General features: G+C 32.4%; 14 protein-coding genes, 2 tRNA genes, 1 pseudogene and 1 riboswitch (1 of these 18 cut by a window edge). Of the genes and pseudogenes, 8 read left to right on the top strand and 9 right to left on the bottom strand.

Annotated features, from left to right (window positions below):
- Positions 1 to 108: 108 nt before the first annotated feature.
- A complete protein-coding gene (gene purB / locus AC9UEH_RS02220) occupies positions 109 to 1,455 on the bottom strand; it encodes an adenylosuccinate lyase (RefSeq protein WP_509528010.1) in 1,347 nt (448 codons plus the stop codon).
- 149 nt (positions 1,456 to 1,604) lie between these two features.
- Here purB and AC9UEH_RS02215 point away from each other — a divergent pair.
- Positions 1,605 to 2,262, top strand: a pseudogene (locus tag AC9UEH_RS02215) (TrmH family RNA methyltransferase).
- Positions 2,263 to 2,268: 6 nt separating this feature from the next.
- On the opposite strand, the gene AC9UEH_RS02210 reads toward AC9UEH_RS02215, so the two are convergent.
- Together AC9UEH_RS02210 and AC9UEH_RS02205 are read right to left on the bottom strand one after the other, a co-directional pair.
- A complete protein-coding gene (locus AC9UEH_RS02210; protein WP_509528008.1) occupies positions 2,269 to 3,300 on the bottom strand; it encodes an iron chelate uptake ABC transporter family permease subunit in 1,032 nt (343 codons plus the stop codon).
- Between the two features lies 1 nt (position 3,301).
- On the bottom strand, positions 3,302 to 4,444 hold the full coding sequence (locus AC9UEH_RS02205; RefSeq protein ID WP_509528006.1) for an ABC transporter substrate-binding protein: 1,143 nt from the start codon (positions 4,442 to 4,444) through the stop codon (positions 3,302 to 3,304).
- Positions 4,445 to 4,537: 93 nt separating this feature from the next.
- Positions 4,538 to 4,857, top strand: a riboswitch (cobalamin riboswitch).
- 91 nt (positions 4,858 to 4,948) lie between these two features.
- Here AC9UEH_RS02205 and AC9UEH_RS02200 point away from each other — a divergent pair.
- From AC9UEH_RS02200 to AC9UEH_RS02180, 5 genes are all read left to right on the top strand, one after another.
- Positions 4,949 to 6,862, top strand: a complete 1,914-nt coding sequence (locus AC9UEH_RS02200) for a TonB-dependent receptor plug domain-containing protein (protein WP_509528005.1) — start codon at positions 4,949 to 4,951, stop codon at positions 6,860 to 6,862.
- A 142-nt stretch (positions 6,863 to 7,004) separates the two neighbouring features.
- Complete coding sequence (locus tag AC9UEH_RS02195; protein ID WP_509528003.1) at positions 7,005 to 7,514, top strand: GFO_1088 family ECF-type sigma factor; 510 nt, start codon at positions 7,005 to 7,007, stop codon at positions 7,512 to 7,514.
- Positions 7,501 to 7,956 carry a PG0215 family putative anti-sigma factor gene (locus AC9UEH_RS02190; protein WP_509528001.1) on the top strand — a complete coding sequence of 152 codons (456 nt, stop codon included), beginning with the start codon at positions 7,501 to 7,503 and terminating at the stop codon, positions 7,954 to 7,956. Before AC9UEH_RS02195 ends, AC9UEH_RS02190 begins: the two co-directional genes overlap by 14 nt.
- Positions 7,957 to 7,961: 5 nt before the next feature.
- Positions 7,962 to 8,492: a GFO_1090 family protein gene (locus tag AC9UEH_RS02185; protein WP_509527999.1), complete on the top strand. Its 531-nt coding sequence runs from the start codon at positions 7,962 to 7,964 to the stop codon at positions 8,490 to 8,492.
- A gap of 5 nt (positions 8,493 to 8,497) precedes the next feature.
- Entirely contained in the window at positions 8,498 to 9,034 is a 537-nt protein-coding gene (locus AC9UEH_RS02180; protein ID WP_509527997.1) for a GFO_1091 family lipoprotein, read from the top strand.
- A 50-nt stretch (positions 9,035 to 9,084) separates the two neighbouring features.
- On the opposite strand, the gene AC9UEH_RS02175 is transcribed toward AC9UEH_RS02180, so the two are convergent.
- From AC9UEH_RS02175 to AC9UEH_RS02160, 4 genes are read right to left on the bottom strand one after another with little or no spacing between them, the layout of a single operon-like run.
- The gene (locus AC9UEH_RS02175) at positions 9,085 to 9,528 is read right to left on the bottom strand and encodes a sterol desaturase family protein (RefSeq protein ID WP_509527995.1); all 444 of its coding nucleotides are present in this window, start codon (positions 9,526 to 9,528) and stop codon (positions 9,085 to 9,087) included.
- 11 nt (positions 9,529 to 9,539) lie between these two features.
- Positions 9,540 to 10,379, bottom strand: a complete 840-nt coding sequence (locus AC9UEH_RS02170) for a phytoene/squalene synthase family protein (RefSeq protein WP_509527994.1) — start codon at positions 10,377 to 10,379, stop codon at positions 9,540 to 9,542.
- A gap of 2 nt (positions 10,380 to 10,381) precedes the next feature.
- The gene (gene crtID / locus AC9UEH_RS02165) at positions 10,382 to 11,842 is read right to left on the bottom strand and encodes a bifunctional phytoene desaturase/3,4-desaturase (protein ID WP_509527992.1); all 1,461 of its coding nucleotides are present in this window, start codon (positions 11,840 to 11,842) and stop codon (positions 10,382 to 10,384) included.
- A 28-nt stretch (positions 11,843 to 11,870) separates the two neighbouring features.
- Positions 11,871 to 12,770 (bottom strand): MerR family transcriptional regulator, encoded by a 900-nt coding sequence (locus AC9UEH_RS02160; RefSeq protein ID WP_509527990.1) that lies wholly within the window; start codon positions 12,768 to 12,770, stop codon positions 11,871 to 11,873.
- A 359-nt stretch (positions 12,771 to 13,129) separates the two neighbouring features.
- Here AC9UEH_RS02160 and AC9UEH_RS02155 point away from each other — a divergent pair, with 359 nt between their 5' ends.
- Positions 13,130 to 16,123, top strand: coding sequence for an amidohydrolase family protein (locus AC9UEH_RS02155; protein WP_509527989.1), 2,994 nt, complete (start codon positions 13,130 to 13,132; stop codon positions 16,121 to 16,123).
- A gap of 4 nt (positions 16,124 to 16,127) precedes the next feature.
- Complete coding sequence (locus tag AC9UEH_RS02150; RefSeq protein ID WP_509527987.1) at positions 16,128 to 17,432, top strand: amidohydrolase family protein; 1,305 nt, start codon at positions 16,128 to 16,130, stop codon at positions 17,430 to 17,432.
- 127 nt (positions 17,433 to 17,559) lie between these two features.
- On the opposite strand, the gene AC9UEH_RS02145 is transcribed toward AC9UEH_RS02150, so the two are convergent.
- Positions 17,560 to 17,642: transfer RNA gene (locus AC9UEH_RS02145), tRNA-Leu, on the bottom strand.
- Positions 17,643 to 17,681: 39 nt separating this feature from the next.
- A tRNA-Lys gene (locus tag AC9UEH_RS02140) sits at positions 17,682 to 17,699 on the bottom strand (it continues 155 nt past the right edge of the window).

Raw genomic sequence — 17,699 nt, 5'->3', positions numbered from 1 at the left:
TTATGGTTGAAAGATAGCAAAAGGGAAATCAAAATTCAAATAATTACGGATTAATATTTTTCTTAAACTTATGGGGTTTAAACTGTATTTTTTTATTTTGGAAAAAAATTAAATCCCCACAAAATTACTTGGTGTAATCTGCAGCAACTCGGCTTTAATTTCTTCAGAAACTTCAAGAGTTAAAATGAAATTATGAATTGCTTCCTTGTCAATCGCTTCGTTAGTTCTGGTCAGTTTTTTCAACGCTTCATAAGGATTTGGGTATCCCTCTCTGCGCAAAATAGTTTGAATAGCCTCAGCTACTACAGCCCAATTTTTTTCTAAATCTTCTCGGAATTTAGGTTCGTTCAAAAGTAATTTGTTCAATCCTTTCAATGTGGCTTCAAAGGCAATTAAAGTATGACCCATTGGCACACCAATATTTCTCAAAACAGTACTGTCAGTCAAATCACGTTGCAACCTTGACAAGGGTAATTTAGCCGAAAGATGCTCAAAAATAGCATTTGCCAGTCCTAAATTTCCCTCTGAATTTTCAAAATCAATAGGATTCACTTTATGTGGCATAGCCGAAGAGCCTATTTCTCCTTCTTTGATTTTTTGTTTGAAATAGTCCATAGAAACATACGTCCAAATGTCTCTATCTAAATCAATGATTATGGTATTTATCCTTTTCAAAGCATCGAAAAATGCGGCAAAATGATCGTAATGTTCTATTTGTGTGGTTGGAAAAGAATGGTGTAACCCTAAATTTCTTTCTACAAAATCACTTCCAAATTTTTTCCAGTCAATCTGTGGATACGCCACATGATGGGCATTGTAATTTCCAGTCGCTCCACCAAATTTTGCTGCAAATGGAATATTAAATAATAAGCGCATTTGCTCTTCTAATCGTTCTACGAAAACACCAATTTCTTTACCCAAACGAGTGGGAGATGCTGGCTGACCGTGGGTTCTTGCCAACATTGGAATATCGCGCCATTCAACGCTCAACTCTTTTAATTTGGAAGTCAATGCGATTAAAGATTGCATATATACTTTCTCAAAAGCATCTTTTGTTGATAATGGAATAGCAGTATTATTGATGTCTTGTGAAGTCAATCCAAAATGGATGAATTCTTTATATTTTGATAATCCTAATTTTTCGAATGCATCTTTGATGAAATATTCAACTGCTTTTACATCGTGATTGGTTGTTTTTTCAATTTCTTTTATCCAAAGTGCATCTTTTGTATTAAAGTTTTTATAGATATTTCGTAGGCTTTCAAATATGCTTGAATCGATACTTTTTAATTGAGGTAATGGAATTTCGCACAAAGCAATAAAGTACTCGATTTCAACCAATACGCGGTATTTTATTAAAGCCTCTTCTGAAAAGAACGGCGCTAATGAAATAGTCTTACTTCTGTATCTTCCGTCTATTGGCGAAACAGCATTTAATTCGTTTAAAGTAGTCATTGTTGTGTTGTTTTTTGAAAGTGCAAAGATAAAGAAATCTTTGATTAAATAGTTTTTTAGAGCGTTGGAATTTTTTTAGCCCTCAAGTTTAAATCGAAAAGGTTTGATTCCTCAAATTTGTTTCTAATTTTACCGAAAATACTTAAATAATGGTTGACATTGCTTATTTAGAATTTCTTGAAAACATACTTACCGATAATAGAAAAGAGCGTTTTTTGAACGTGCTTAAAAATAGAACGAATCACTTTACGATTGCCGTTGAAGATGTTTTTCAAATGCATAATACGAGTGCGGTTATGCGCAGTTGCGAGGTTTTTGGTATTCAAGAATTGAATGTTATTGAGCAACGCTACGGAAAAAGTATTCATAAAGAAATTGCCATGGGCGCTCAAAAATGGGTTGATATTAATGCATTTGATAGTATTTCTGGCTGTGTTGACTCTTTGAAAGCCAAAGGGTATCAAATTATTGCCACAACACCGCATGAGAATAATTGTTTGATGGATGATTTTGATATTTCAAAACCTAGTGCTTTGTTTTTTGGAACAGAACGAGATGGAATTATCAGAAGAGATTTTGCAAAAAGCTGATGGTTTTCTAAAAATTCCAATGGTGGGTTTTACAGAAAGTTTAAACATATCAGTTTCGGCAGCAATAATCATTCAAAATTTAATGCATCGACTTCGAAATTCCGATATAAATTGGCAATTATCTGAAGATGAAATCCTCAAAAAGCGATTGCAATGGGCGAGGAGTTCTATAAAAGATATCAATAGAATTGAAGGGAGATATTATCAAGAACTATAAATTCAATTACGACATCATTTTTCTTTTTCTAACCAACAACCAAATCACTATTGGCGCACCAAAAATTGAAGTTATTGCGTTAATTGGCAAAATAATATCTGTACCTGGAACTTGGGAAATGATATCACAAATTAACATTATTATTGAGCCAAAAAGTAAGGTGCTCCAAAATAATATTTTGTGATTGCTGGTTTGAAATACTAATTTGGCAATATGCGGAACTGCAAGCCCAATAAAAGCTATAGGTCCGGCAAAAGCCGTGATACTTCCTGCTAATAAACTTGTTGAAAATATGATGATATTTTTGGTTTTTTTGTAATTCATCCCAAGACTTTTAGCATAATTCTCACCCAATAATAACGCATTTAAGGGTTTGATGCTTAAAACGCTTAAAAGCAATCCTAAAACTACGCAAAAGCTTAAAATTGCAATTGAATTCCATGATAAATTGCCGAGATTTCCTAACGACCAAAAGGTGAATTTCTGAAGTTGTTCTGCCGTACTGAAATAGGTTAAACTTCCAACAATAGCGCTTGTTAAACTCCCAAACATCAATCCAACTATTAAGATAGCCATCGTATCACGAAGTCTTTGCGCAATGGACAATACAGACAATAAAACCAAAAAACTTCCTGCACTTGAAGCGAGAATGATTCCAAAGGAAGAAAGGAAAAATCCTGAAAGGAGAGGAGGTAAAAAACCTGCGCCCAATATCACAATTGCAACTCCTAAACTGGCTCCCGAACTGAGTCCTAAAACATAAGGTCCAGCCAATGGATTTCTGAATAATGTTTGCATCAGCAATCCGCTAATTGAAAGTCCAATTCCTACTAATATCGCCACAATAGCTTTTGGTAATCTGTAATTTAAAATGATGTAATTCCACGATTCTTTGCTGCAACTTCCTTTAATAATGCTATTGAAAATATCTTTTACGGGTATAGTTATAGAACCCAAACTAATGTTGAGTAAAAACAACAAAATAACTCCTAAAATTAGGGTTGAAAAAAGGAAAGTGTTTTTATTTGTAGTCTTCAATTTATTCTAATTTTTGAAAGAAAAAGGGTTTGTAATTTGGCAACAATTCGGGATGAAATATCTTAATCAAATCTTTCAAAACCAAATCTGGACGTGCAGAAGCCAATTCAAAATATACAATTCCACCTTTTGCACCTTTATTTATCGCATATGAATATACTTTTTTATTTTTAAAACTCGAAAATTCAGAATAATGAGGATTGCTATCGCTCATTTGTTTCAAAGAGCAAAAATCGCCCGGGGCAATCCAAAAAGCAGCATTTTGAGCTTTATCTATAATGGTTTCAAAAGGCAATGACAAACTACCAAAACCTTTAGAATCTTTCCACAAATAATCAGATTTTGCATCTTTCAAAAACACAGATACCCAACTTTCACCTTGCGGAACATACCATTGATCTTGAAACATTGCGCCACTAAGAACGGTTGGTTTTTGAGTTGTTTTTTCGGCTAAAGCCAACGCAATTTTGTAATTATTTTCAATTGTAGTAAAAATAGCATTTGCCTTAGCATCCAATCCGTATAAAGATCCGAAAAATTTAATCCATTCTGCTTTTCCTAACGGTGATTGCTCTGTCCAATCGCCATTTATCAATACGTTTAAACCGCTTTTTTGTAAATTATCAATTGTTGGATTACTGTTATTGATGCCATAACTTACAATTACGTCGGGTTTCATATCAATTAAAATTTCGGTATTTAAACTTTCGTTGTTTCCTACTTCTCGAACTTTTCCTGCATCAATTCTTTTTCTGGTTTTTGCAGATGAAATAAAATTGGTGCTTGGAAAACCAACCAACGTATTTTCAACACCCAACATTTCAAGCGATGGAATATGGGTTGTAGAAGTCACCACAATCGATTGAATTGGAACAAAAATCACCGTAAATTTCTTTAAACTATCAGGAATAATTCCGTTTTTTTCTTTTAAAACATAAGTGAATCCAGCTGTTGCTTCGGGCCAAGGTTTTGTAATTTTCAGTATTGAAAAGCCGTTATATTTATAAATTTCTAAACCTTTGGCATACTTTACGTGATTGGCGGAAGCCGAAAATGAAGCTGAATTTTTCTCGTTGATTTGTTTGCATCCCAAGAGAATTAAAAATAATGAACAAGACAATGCGAGAAGAAACTTGGATTTCATAGGTTTAATTAAAAAGTTTTACAAATGTAAAAGTTATGTTTGTTTTATTTACTTAAAACTAAAATTATATTCATAATAATCAATTCATTATCCTATATTTGCAACGTATTAAGGTTGCTGTTTTATTATAAAACTGCATTAAAAGGGAAACAGGTGAAAGATTTCGCACTTGAGGTTTAGAATTTTATCATTCATAAATCATCAAAAAAGTAAATCATAATTCCTGTGCTGTTCCCGCAACTGTAAGCTAATACGCTTGTTGTTATCTACAAAACCACTGTTTTAATTGTAGATTTTAGAATTTAGATTATAGATTTTTTCAATCTTAAATCAAAAATTAGAAATCTAAAATGGAATGGGAAGGTCAACAACAAGACGCAAGCCAGGAGACCTGCCTATTACATCGAGTATCAAACTTTCGGGAAAAAAGGTTTGGGTATGGTAAATTCTATACTTTTCTCCCCACTTTATTAAAATTATTATTACTGTAAAATGAACAAAAAAATGATTCGCTTCAGTGCGTTCACATTGCTATTGGCTATGAACACTTATGCACAAGAACCAACACCAAAACAACTTGATGAGGTTGTAATTTCCGATTCTAAATTTGCTTTGCCAAAAGAAAAATCTGGAAAAGTTATTGTAAAAATTAGTGCTGAGGAGTTAGCTAAAAAACCAGGACAATCTGTAGCTTCAATTTTAAGTACCGTTGTGGGACTTGAAGTCAATGGAAATCAGAGTAGTGCGGGTAAGAATTTAGGGTATTATGTGCGCGGAGGAAGAAACCGTCAAACCCTAATTTTGATTGATGGAATTCCTGTAACAGATGCTTCGGGAGTAAATTTAGAATACGATTTACGATTAATTTCTGCCGAACAAGTTGAAAGTATCGAAATTATGAAAGGTGCTGCAAGTACACTTTACGGTTCAGGGGCAGCTGCTGGAGTGATCAATATTACATTGAAAAAAGCCAGTAAAAAGGAAATTACGGGGAATGCGTATAGTAGTTTAGGTACGCAAACAACGGCTGACAATACAAATTACAGACCTCAAGATTTTAATCAAGGATTTGGTTTGAATGGAACTATTGGAAAAATTAATTATTTGGCGACCTTAAATAGTTTTGAAACCAAAGGTATTTCCGAAGCAAAAGGCGTTAATTTTGAAGAGGACAGTTTTTCCAAAATCTCAACATTATTGAAAGTAGGTTTTGCTCCTACAAAGAAACTTTCCTTTGATTTTTTCACGAATTACGACCGTATAAAAAATAATTATGATGGTTATTATGATAATTTCACATCTGCAGATACTCCTATAAATGTAGCAATATCAAAGCAATTCCGATTCGGATTTTCTCCCAAATACAAGTATAATAAAGGAGAATTTGTATTAAATTCTGGATTTACTTCTACGGAAAGAAAATATACGTCATTCAATAGTTGGACCAATTCAGTAGATAATAGTTTATATGCTTCCAAGAGTTTTAGCGCAGATGCATTTAATAAATATACATTTTCTAATCAGTTTTTTCTAATTTTAGGAAGTCAATTTCAGTTCAATGAAATGGAAGCTATATCGGAATCTATTACTAAGCAAAATGCCAAATTCAATAGTATTGATACTTATTTTACGGCAGTTTATAATTCAAATTTTGGTTTGAATGTAAACGCGGGAGCTCGATATAATTTGCACAACATTTATAAAAATTATGCTGTTTACAATTTCAATCCGTCGTATTCGTTTTCGAAATTACCATTGAAAATAGTAGCTTCTTACAGTACTGCGTATATCACGCCAAGTTTGTATCAGTTGTATTCACCTTATGGAAATTTAGCGTTAACACCCGAAAAAAACAGTACAGTTGAAAGTGGTTTTGAAGTGGTTTTGTTAAATAAAAAAGTAACTTTGAACACGGTTGGTTTTTATAGAGAAGAAAATAATTCTATTGGGTTTTATACAAATCCTGTGACTTTTGCTTCTAATTACGTGAATGTTAACGGAACTTATAATGCCAAAGGAATAGAAGCAATGCTTTCGTTTTCGGCTTCAGAAAAGTTAAAAATCAATGCCAATTATACCTATACGCAAGTGGAAGAACCATTGCAACGATTGATTCCTAAGCACAAAGGAAACCTTTCTTTGGATTACGAATTTTCTAAAAAAGCTGCATTTAATTTGGCATACCAATATGTTGACAAACGAAAAGATGCCTTTTTTGATGGCGGAACGTATGCCACAACTCCTGTAGTTTTAGATGCCTATCAGCTAGTAAATGCAATTGGAAATTTCAAAATCATCAAAAACCGATTGAATGTATTTGCATCTGTGAATAATATTTTCAATGCCGATTTCACAGAAACTATTGGGTACAGCACTCGTGGCAGAAATTTTAAAGTTGGTTTGAATGTGATGTTCTAAAAAGCAGCAAATTTATTATTCAAAACCCCAATCTATTATTTAGGTTGGGGTTTTTATTTTTATCAAAATAATTTTTTATTGTACCTTGTAACAAAATTAACCCGTCATCGTCTTCCTTTTATAATAGCCTAAATACAATTCAATGAATCAAAATGAGTTTGTAAAGTCCATTACGCCATTCAAAGATAAACTCTTTCGGCTTGCCAAACGGTTATTGGTAAGTACTGAAGAAGCTGAGGATGCAACTCAAGAAGTACTTTTGAAATTATGGAATAAGAATGAAGATTTAGAAAATTATAAAAGTTTGGAAGCTTTTGCAATGACAATGACTAAGAATTATTGTTTGGATCAATTGAAATCGAAAAGAGCGGGGAACTTAAAACTGGTTCACGATAATTACACCGATCGAGAGCCAAGTTTACTGAAAAAATTAGAAGATAAAGATAGTTTGAACTGGGTTGAAAGAGTAATCAATCAATTGCCAGAACAACAACGAATGATAATTCAAATGCGAGATATTGAGCAATATGAGTTTGAAGAAATCTCGAAAATACTAGATATGAACGAAACGGCAATTCGAGTAGCATTGTCAAGAGGACGAAAAACGATACGAGCGTTTATGTTTAAAACACACGATTATGGAATCAAATAGAATAGAAATAATTTTAGAAAAATACTTTCAAGGCGAAACAAATAGTGCCGAAGAATTAGAATTAAAAAAATACTTTTCTTCTTCCGATGTTGCGCAGCATTTGGAACATTATACTCCTTTATTTGTTTATTTCGCTGAAGCAAAAGAGCAAAAGTCTTCGCATAAGTTACCACTACAAACTAAAAAACGTAATGTTATGTGGTTATCAATCGCGGCTTCTGTTGTAGTTTTGCTTGGAATTAGCACTTTTACCTATTTTCATTCGCCAATTAAAAAAGAAGATTTAGGAACGTATGAAAATCCTGAAGCGGCTTTCGCAGCAACTCAAAAAGCGTTGGCTTTATTGTCTGAAAATGTAAATGTGGGAATAGAAAGTGTGGAATATATTAACGAGTATGAATACTCAAAAGACTTAATTTTTAAAAATAATTTTAATAAATAGAAATAATGAGAAAATCAATAGTAGTATTAGTAATTATGTTGTTGCCAACGTTCTTTTTTGGACAAGCAGCATTTGATAAATTTGACGGTCAAGACGACGTAACATCAGTTATTGTAAACAAGAAAATGTTTCAGATGATGGGAAGTGTCAAAATGGATAATAAAGATAAAGATACCCAACAGTACATGGATTTAATCAAGAAATTGGACAATCTAAAAGTGTTTACCACCAATAGCACAAGGGTTACTGCGGAAATGAAAGCAACTTCAGAAAAATATATAAAATCTGCAGGTTTGGAAGAATTGATGCGTGTGAATGATAACGGTAAAAACATTAAAATCTCAGTAAGAACAGGAGCAAACGACTCACAAATTAAAGAATTATTGATGTTTATGGAAGGAAGTTCTAAGGGAAATCAAACGGTTTTGATGTCTTTAACGGGTGATTTTGATTTGAATGAAATTTCGGTATTAACCGATAAAATGAAAATTCCTGGTGGTGACGAATTGAAAAAAGCAACAAAAAGTAAAAAATAATCACAATGAAATATATTTATAGTCTTGCCATTATTGGAAGTTTTTTATTGTCAAGTTGCAATAATGAAACTACTTTACAAAAGTACTTTGTAGAAAATACAGAAAATAAGAATTTCATAGCATTGGATTTATCACCAAGCATTTTGAATATTGATGTTACAAAATTATCTGCGGATCAAAATGCTGCTTTGAAGTCTTTTGATAAAATGAATATTTTAGCTTTCAAATTAAATGATAAAAACAAAGCCGAATTTGAAATTGAACGCGCCAAAGTAAATGAAATTTTAAAAGATGAAAAGTACCAACAATTGATGAAATTTGGTTCTGGAAAAGATGGAGCTTCTGTCTGTTTTGTTGGAAGCGACGAACATATCGAAGAGTTTGTCTTATTCGCCAATAAAAAAGAAAATGGTTTTGCTGTGGTACGAATTCTGGGAAAAGATATGAATCCAACGGGGATAATGACAATGATGTCAGTGCTTCAAAAGGCAAATATCAATTTGGAACAATTGAAACCGTTACAGCAATTGCTTGAAAAATAAAAGGTTGAGGTTAGTTATAATGAAAAAGCGTTCCAATCGGAACGCTTTTTTTATTTTTTGAAATATTTAAAAGGCACTAAAAGCATTCCGAAACATTCACCTTCTCCTTTTCCAATGTGTTTGTGGTGCATTTTATGAGCTCTTCTTACCGCTCTCGAATATACATTATTGGCATTTCGAAATAATTTGAAACGTTGGTGGATGAAAATATCGTGAACCATAAAATAAGCAAGTCCATAAGCAAAAATTCCTAATCCAACAGCTAACCCAAGATTAAAAATTCCGTTTCTCCACAGGAAGAAAAATCCCATGCTGACCACGGCGTAAAAAATAAAGAATAAATCATTGCGTTCAAACCAAGAATCGTGGTCTTTTTTGTGGTGGTCTTCGTGCAAAACCCAAAGAAAACCGTGCATAATATACTTGTGACTGAACCACGCCATAAATTCCATAAAGAAAAAAGTAACCAAAAATACTGAGATATATATCCACATAATCGATTAATTTAAATAATGTTTAGTTTATAGGTGAAATAACATTTTGCAAAAAGCCCGTATTTTTGGTAATTAGAAACTCGAATTCTTGTGTTTTTAATTTCTTCCGATGGCGTGCTTTTCAATTTTGAAAGTAACTTTTTGTAATAGATATAAGCGGTATAAACACCGAATTTTGCTTCCATTGGCAAATGAACCAAACCTTCGTAACCTGCTTTGAAATCGGATTCAATTTCTTCAATAATTTTGAGTTTTGAAACTTCATCCAATTTTGACAAATCGGTATTTGGAAAATAAGTACGGTTTAAATCTTCAAAATCAGCTTTTAAATCTCTAAGAAAATTCACTTTTTGAAAGGCAGAACCCAATCGCATTGCGGAATCTTTTAGGATTTCATATTTAGTATCGTCTCCATTTACAAATACTTTCAAACACATTAAACCCACTACATCAGCCGAACCAAAAATATATTCGTTGTATTCGGATTCTGTTTTATATTCTGTTTTTGTCAAATCTAATTTCATACTTTTCATAAAAGCAGCAATCAATTCGTTCGGGATTTCATATTTAGTTACCGTATATTGAAATGAATTTAGAATAGGATTTAGGCTGATTTTATTTTTTAATGCTAATTCTAAATCTTTCTCAAAAAGCGAGAATAATTCTTCCTTATTATAATCGTGAAAACTGTCTACAATTTCGTCAGCAAAGCGAACAAATCCATAAATATTATAGATGTCTTGCCTGATATTTGGCGCAAGCATTTTTACTGCCGAAGAGAAGGATGTGCTGTATGATTTTGTAACATTCCTGCTACAATCAAAAGATATTTTGTCAAAAAGGGATTTCATATCTAAATGTGTTTTTCAATTAATTCGGCGACTAACTTTCCTGAAATCAAAGCTGGTGGAACACCAGGTCCAGGAACGGTTAATTGCCCCGTAAAATATAAATTTTCTATTTTTTTGCTTTTTAATTTCGGTCTCAAAAATGCGGTTTGCATCAATGTATTTGCCATTCCATAAGCATTTCCTTTATAGGAATTATATACTTCTTCAAAATCATTTTTGCAAAAAGATTCCTTAAAAATAATATTATTTTTTATATTTTGTTGTGTTAAAGTCTCAAATCTTTCAATAATTTTGTCAAAATATGCTTCTCGTAAAGTTTCCGTATCTTCAATTCCTGGTGCCAACGGAATTAAGAAAAATCCAGATTCCATTCCTTTTGGTGCTGCAGATTTATCGGTAATTGAAGGAAAATTAGCATAAAATAATGGGTTTTCGGGCCATTTTGGTTTGTCGTAAATGTCTTTGGCGTGCTGATTGAAATCGACATCAAAAAACAAAGCGTGGTGCGTTATGTTTTCTATTTTTTTATTAAAACCTACATAAAAAAGTAATGACGAAGGGGCAAAAGTTTTACTTGCCCAATATTTTTCTGAGTAGGCACGGTGTACTTTATCCAATAAAGTTTCTGAATGATGATAATCGGCACCACTCAAAATGATGTCAGCATTTATTCTTTCACCGTTAATTTGCAATGCAACGGCTGTTTTATTTTCGACAATAATTTTTTCGATAGCTGCATTTGTTTGGAATGAAACCCCTAATTCTAACGCCAAACTTTCCATCCCACGAATCACGTCGTACATCCCTGTTTTTGGATGCCAAGTTCCCATTCCAAAATCGGCATAATTCATAAAACTGTAGAATGAAGGCGTGTCGGAAGGTTTTGCTCCAAGAAATAAAACGGGAAATTCTAATATTTGGATTAAGCGTTCGTTCTTGAATTTTTTACGAACATCTTTGCTGATAGTACTGAAGAATTGTCCGACTTTCAACGCGGTTTCTTTCGTAATTAATTCTAATGCAGAAACTCCAGGACGGTAAACCAAATCTTTTATAGCAATATCATAATTGCTTTTGGCTTCGGCCATAAATTTTGCAAGAATACTTCCGCTTCCTTTTTCAATGGATTCAAAAGTTTGTATTATTTCATCTAAATTGTCTGCTATAGCTATGAAATCATCTATTCCATAATAAACTCTGTAGGCGGGTGAAAGTTTTATTAATTCGTAATAATCGGAAGTTTTTTTATTAAAATCACCAAAAAAACGTTCAAAAACATCTGGCATCCAGTACCAGCTTGGTCCCATATCAAACGTAAATCCTTCTTTTTTTAATTGTCGAGCTCTTCCTCCAATAGTTGCATTTTTCTCATAAACAGTTACTTCGTGACCTTTTTGAGCCAAATAACAAGCTGCTGCTAATGATGAAAAACCGGAGCCGATAATTTTAATGTCTTTGTTCATTTCGTATTAAAATAGATAATGCTAAAATTTATAAATAAATAACAAGGTCGGATATAGATTTAAAAATTCTAGTTTTATTCAAAATATTTTGTGGTTCAATAAAATCTACCATTCTACCTAGAAGCCACAACTCAGAGTTTTCGTCGTTTAATACTTCATTATTTATTGCTTTGATATAGTGGTTTATTTCGTCTTTGTTGGGCTCAACAGTTAAATAGGAAATAAAAGTCACTTTGTTGAAATATTTCTTCAAATCGGTTAAATTATCTAAAGGAATGCTTTCGCCCAAATATATAGATCGGTATCCATGATGTAAGATTTCATAATTCAGATACATCAATCCTAACTCGTGAATTTCATTCGAAGGTAGGTACAAAACAAATACTTTTTCATCGTTTGTGGGCTTTAATACCTGTAATTTTTCTGTATTGATTAGTAGTTTTTGTTTGATTAAATAAGAAATAAAATGCTCGTGAGCTGGTTTTATTGTATCCGATTGCCATAACAATCCAATCTCATTCATCAAGGGTATAAAGACCTCGTAAAAGACTTCTCTAAAACTTTTTTCGGCAAGTAATGTATTGTAGGTTTTAAAGAATAAGGATTGATCAAAATTTAACATTGCCATTTTAAAACTAGAAATAGCATGACTTTTAACACTTTTTTCAGAAATAATTTCTCTAACAACTTCCGGAATTTGTAGATCCGAAAACTTTGCAATTCTCGATATTTTGTACCCGTGATCATGAAGTAAGGTAATATTTAGTAATTTTTGCAAATTAACTAAATTATAGTATCTAATATTTGTGTCAGAGCGCATAGGTTCTAGGACATTATATCTTTTTTCCCAGATTCTTATGGTGTGCGCTTTTATTCCTGAAATATTTTCAAGGTCTTTGATACTAAATACATTTTTAACATTGTTCATTGTTTGGTTATATTTGTTCAACAAAAGTACGAAATATTTTCATTAAACACTTTAATCACTAAAATATAATTTTTATTGGATGAAAATTTTAAGTTTCATTGATCATAAATTTGTTTTCAAATTCAACTATTTAGTCTTTTACTTATTTTTTTGATTTTTTAAAAATTCTATTTTGCAATACCTTTCTAACTTTAATATTTAATACTTAAATTTATGAAGATAAAAGATATTTAACCCCTATCACTTTTAACTTTTACTAAATATAATTGCACAAAAAAATATTATTGTTAAAAATTAACTAATATTTTACAAAGTGTAAAAATATGTATACTTTTAAAAAAAATTAATTTAATCAAACTATGAACAGAATTATTTTATTTCTCATTTTCTCATTTTTCATATCTAAAATTGATGCTCAAGAATATTTTCCGAATAATGAAAGTGTTCAAAACAAAAACAACAATTTTACGGCATTTATTAATGCTAAAATTTTTGTAACTCCAACACAAATAATCGAAAAAGGGACATTAATTATCCAAAATGGTAAAGTAATAAGCACGGGAATTAATCTTTCCGTTCCTAAAAATTGTGCAATAATTAATTTGGAAGGTAAATCAATTTATCCCTCTTTTATTGATATTTATACTAGTTTTGGAATTGAAAAACCCAAGAAAAATGTAAATTCCGATGGAGATTCTACTTACGATACTAAGCGTGTTGGCTACTATTGGAATGAAAGTATTAAACCAGAAACAAATGCTTTTGAAAATTTTAATTACGATCAAACAAAAGCCGAAGAGTTACTAAAAGCAGGTTTTGGAGTTGTTGGAACACATGTTCAAGATGGAATTGCACGCGGAACGGGAACTTTAATTGCCTTGAATACTTCTAACAAAAGTATTCGATTACTATCTAATAAAATCTCAAATCATTTTGGTTTTACAAGAAGCGTAACCACAAATCAATCGTATCCAAGTTCACTGATGGGAATGATGGCATTGATTCGCCAAATGTATTTAGATATGAATTGGTATAGAAATGGAAATTCAAAAACTAAAGACGCTTCACTAGAAGCATTGATAAACAATAGTAATTTAGTTCAAATATTTACTACTGAAGACAAATTAAATAGTATAAGAGCCTCTAAAATTGCTAAAGAATTTGGAGTAAACTATATTTTAAAAGGTTCTGGAAATGAATTCGAAAGAATCGAAGAAATTAAAAATACCAATTCAAAATACATTATTCCAATTAATTTTCCAGAAGCCTATGATGTTTCCAATTCTTTTTTGTCAGATCAAATCGATTTAAGTGATTTGCGTTTTTGGAATCAAGCACCTACAAATTTAAAAGTACTATCAGATAACAATGTAGTATTTGCCTTAACTACCGATAAACTAAAAAAGACGGAAGACTTCAGAACCAATCTTTTAAAAGCCATAAAATATGGTTTCGACAAAACAAAAGCTTTAGAAGCTTTGACTACAATTCCCGCATCTATTATTGGTAAAAGTGATGATATAGGAAGTTTGAATACCGGTAGTTTAGCTAATTTTGTAATTACCTCAGGAGAAATTTTTGATGAAAAAACAATACTTTACGAAAACTGGGTTCAGGGTTTTAAATTTGTAGTTAATGATATGACAACAATAGATATCCGTGGAAATTATGATTTAACTATTGATTCTGATAGCTATAAGTGGAAAATTGAAGGAGAAATAACAGCGCCCAAATCAGAAATTACAACTACAAACTCTAAAAAAGTAAACTCAAAACTTACTATAGCTGCCAATTGGATAACCGCTTCAGTAAAATCGAAAGACACAATTAATAATGGTCTTGTACGATTGAGTGGCTATATTGATAACTCTCAAAATTTATCGGGTAAAGCAATATTAGCAAATGGTAATGAAGTAAAATGGTCTGCTCTGAAAACAGCACTTTTTCAAGCTGTAAAAGACACTATAAAAGCAGAAAAACCAAATTTAATTCTACCCGTAACCTTTCCAAATATTGCTTTTGGAAATAGTCAAAAACCATCACAACAAACGGTATTATTTAAAAATGCGACAGTTTGGACCAATGAGAAGGAGGGAATTTTAGAGGAAACGGATGTATTAGTCAAAAACGGAAAAATTGCAGCTATAGGTAAGAATATTGTAGAAATAAATGCCGTTTTAATTGAGGCTAAAGGAAAGCATTTAACGAGTGGAATTATAGATGAACATTCTCATATAGCCATTTCTAAAGGGGTGAATGAAGGCGGTCATAATTCGAGTGCAGAAGTTACCATTCAAGATGTAGTAAATTCTGAGGACATTAATATTTACAGAGATTTAGCGGGTGGCGTTACAACTTCACAATTACTGCACGGTTCTGCAAATCCCATAGGTGGCTGTTCTGCAATCGTAAAATGGAAATGGGGATTATCGGCCGATGAAATGCTGTACAAAAATCAACCTAAATTTATAAAATTTGCATTAGGTGAAAACGTAAAACAATCCAATATGAGTAGAAACTCAACTCGTTTTCCTCAATCTAGAATGGGTGTTGAACAAGTATATACTGATTACTTTCAACGAGCTAAAGAATACGATTTGGTTTGGAAAGCTTACAATTCAAATTCTAAAAAAGATAAAATGAAGGCTCCTAGAGTAGATTTAGAATTGAAAAATATAGCTGAAATCATTAATAAACAGCGTTTTATTACGTGCCACTCTTATGTGCAATCTGAAATTTTGATGATGATGAATGTAGCCGAAAAATTTAATTTTAGAGTCAATACTTTTACACATATTTTGGAAGGGTATAAAGTAGCTGACAGAATGAAAGAACACGGTGTAGGCGCATCCACTTTCTCGGATTGGTGGGCTTATAAATTTGAAGTAAATGATGCAATTCCTTATAATGGTGCGCTAATGCACAATGAAGGTTTGGTGGTTGCCTTTAATTCTGATGATGCAGAAATGTCTCGAAGACTAAATCAAGAAGCAGCCAAAGCTGTGAAATACGGGAATGTTTCTGAGGAGGAAGCGTGGAAGTTTGTTACATTAAATCCAGCTAGATTATTGCATATTGACGATAAAGTAGGAAGTATAAAAGTGGGAAAAGATGCCGATTTGGTATTATGGAATGATAATCCGCTATCTATTTATGCTAAAGCTGAAAAAACATTAATCGAGGGAGTTGTCTATTATGACATTGTAAAAGACGAAGAACAAAGAGTAGCTATTGCCAAGGAAAGAAATATAGTAATAGGACAATTAATGCTTGAAAAAAACAAAGGTTCTATTACTCAAGAACCTAAGAAAAAAGAGAGAAGAGAAGACCACTGTGATACATTAGAACAATAAAAAAATGAAAAATATATATATATTATTAGTTGCAATCATAGGTTTGATAACAAATGCAAATGCACAACAGATTCCTGCTAATAAGCAAACTAAATCAATATTGATACTGAATGGTTTTGCACATTTAGGCAATGGAAAAATAATTGAAAACAGCGCTATTGGTTTCAAAGAGGGTAAAATTATTTTAGTGGCAGATGCCAAAACCGTAAAACTTTCAAGCGGAGCATTTGATATTACTATAGATGCAACTGGAAAACACATTTATCCTGGGTTTATTGCACCAAATTCAACCCTAGGATTAGTAGAAGTAGACGCTGTTAAATCATCAGATGACGAAAGTGAAATTGGTGATATGAATCCGCATATTAGAAGTATAATTGCCTTTTCAGCTGATTCAAAAGTTATTGAAAGTGCTCGTCCAAATGGAATTTTGATGGCTCAAATTACCCCACGAGGAGGAACAATTTCTGGAACTTCGTCTATTGTTCAACTAGATGCTTGGAATTGGAAAGATGCTGTCATAAAAGAAAACGATGGAATTCACTTGAATTTTCCACCTACAATGAAACGAACAGGTTGGTGGGCAGAGCCAGGCGCTATAGAAGCCAACAAAGAGTACTTAAAAAAAATAGAGGAAATCAAATTGTTTTTTGATAATTCAAAAGCGTACGCGGCTACCAATCCAACGGAAAGAAACTTGATTTTTGAAGCTATGAAAGGGATTTTTGATGGAGCACAAACTTTATTTATTCATGCCCAAGAAGAAAAACAAATCATAGATGCAGTTCAATTGGTAAAACAATTCGGAATTAAGAAAATGGTAATTGTAGGGGGTTATGATGCCTATAAAACAGCTGATTTATTACGAAACAATTCTATTGGAGTACTTTTAAGAAATGTACACGACATGCCAAATAGTGACGATCAAGATGTAGATTTACCTTATAAAATGGCACGTATTTTAACCAATAAAGGAATTCTTGTTGGACTTGAAAATAGTGGTGGCATGGAACGAATGCAAACTCGTAACTTACCTTTCCTAGCAGGAACTTGTGCTGCTTATGGTTTAGACAAAGAACAAGCATTGCAATTGATTACCTCTAATACTGCCAAAATATTAGGAATAGAGGCTACATGTGGAAGTTTAGAAGAAGGAAAAGACGCTACTTTATTTATTTCTGAAGGCGATGCTTTAGATATGAGAACCAACATATTGACCGAGGCATTTATTCAAGGTAGAAAAATAAATCTGGAGACACATCAAACGCAACTTTACACCAAATACAAAGAAAAATACAATCAGAAATAATTTATAATTATAAGAAAAATAGGGATTGACTTCGTCTTTCCCAACAAAGTTCCGCTTTGAAAAAAGAAATCCAAATAAAACAATTTCAAGCAAGCTTGATTGTTTTATTTGGATTCCTTTTTATCCGTGACCACAGTGGGATTCGAACCCACACGCCCTTGCGAGCACCAGCCCCTCAAGCTGGCAAGTCTACCGTTTCTCCACGTGGCCTAAAAATAAAAAGTCATTCACATAGGTGAACGACTCTTGTGACCCGACTGGGGCTCG

Source organism: Flavobacterium sp., from assembly GCF_040402835.1.
Classification (GTDB): domain Bacteria; phylum Bacteroidota; class Bacteroidia; order Flavobacteriales; family Flavobacteriaceae; genus Flavobacterium.
The sequence above is the reverse complement of the archived record's forward strand: the minus strand, read 5'-3'. Positions and strand labels throughout refer to the sequence as shown.